The sequence below is a fragment of the Streptomyces sp. NRRL B-24572 genome, from assembly GCF_002156145.1.
In the GTDB taxonomy this organism is placed as follows: domain Bacteria; phylum Actinomycetota; class Actinomycetes; order Streptomycetales; family Streptomycetaceae; genus Streptomyces; species Streptomyces vietnamensis.
On record NZ_MWIG01001104.1, the window covers coordinates 1 to 1,192 of the forward strand.

The following is a 1,192-nucleotide window of genomic DNA, read 5'->3' on the forward strand; positions in this document are numbered from 1 at the left end:
CGGTGCCGGTGCCGGCCGCGAGGGCCGTGGAGGCGCCGAGGACGGTGGCGCCCGCCGCTCCGAGAACCGTGCGCCGTGCCGGGGTCCGGCGTTCGCCCTGGGTCATGAGGGATCCTCCTGTGTGAGCCGCGGTGTGATGTCCCGCACCTGTCAACTGTTGTCCCCGACGCTAGGCAGCGGGGCCCTACGGGCGGCAGACCTCGGCCGAACATGGCGGAAACACACGTCAACACTGCGTATCCGTTCGGTGAACCCGATGTGCGCGTGAGGGTGACCCGCGAGTATCGTCGCCAGCTGCAACCGTCGTCTCGACAACTCGACCCACCCGCTTCCCACCGGAGGAACCGTTGTCCCGTCATGCGATCATCAAGGCAGTGCTCGGGCCGGTCATGCGCCTGATGTTCCGCCCCCGCGTGGAGGGCGTCGAGAACATCCCCGGGACGGGGCCCGTGATCCTCGCCGGCAACCACCTGACCTTCATCGACTCGATGATCATGCCGATCTGCCTGGACCGTCCGGTCTACTTCATCGGCAAGGACGAGTACGTGACGGGCAAGGGCATCAAGGGCCGGGCGATGGCCTGGTTCTTCACCAGCGTCGGCATGATCCCGGTGGACCGGGACGGCGGCCGCGGCGGTGTCGCGGCGCTGATGACCGGCCGCCGGGTGCTTGAGGAGGGCAAGATCTTCTCGATCTACCCGGAGGGCACCCGCTCCCCCGACGGCCGTCTCTACCGGGGCCGTACGGGCATCGCGCGGCTGACCCTGATGACGGGCGCGCCGGTGGTGCCGTTCGCGATGATCGGCACCGACAAGATCCAGCCGGGCGGGGCGGGCTTCCCGCGCCCGGGCCGGGTGACGGTCCGCTTCGGCGAGGCGATGGAGTTCTCGCGGTACGACGGGATGGACCGCGACCGGTACGTCCTGCGGGCGGTGACGGACTCGGTGATGGCCGAGGTGATGCGGCTGTCCGGTCAGGAGTACGTGGACATGTATGCGACCAAGGCGAAGGCGGCGTAACTCCGCCGCGTACACCGAAGTGCCCCGTACGGCCGACGGCCGTACGGGGCACTTTCGCGTCCACGGGGTGCGTCAGTGCTCGACGCCTTCCTCCAGCTTCTGGCCCCTGAGGAGGAACCAGGCCGCGACCGCCGTCGCGAGGAGGACGGCCGCGCCGACGCCCGCCGCGATCC

Annotated in this window: 1 protein-coding gene; it reads left to right on the top strand. The window is 69.8% G+C overall.

Annotated features, from left to right (window positions below; translation table 11 throughout):
* The first annotated feature begins 347 nt into the window (after positions 1–347).
* Positions 348–1,019: a 1-acyl-sn-glycerol-3-phosphate acyltransferase gene (locus tag CCN56_RS40555; protein ID WP_041128308.1), complete on the top strand. Its 672-nt coding sequence runs from the start codon at positions 348–350 to the stop codon at positions 1,017–1,019.
* Positions 1,020–1,192: the final 173 nt, after the last annotated feature.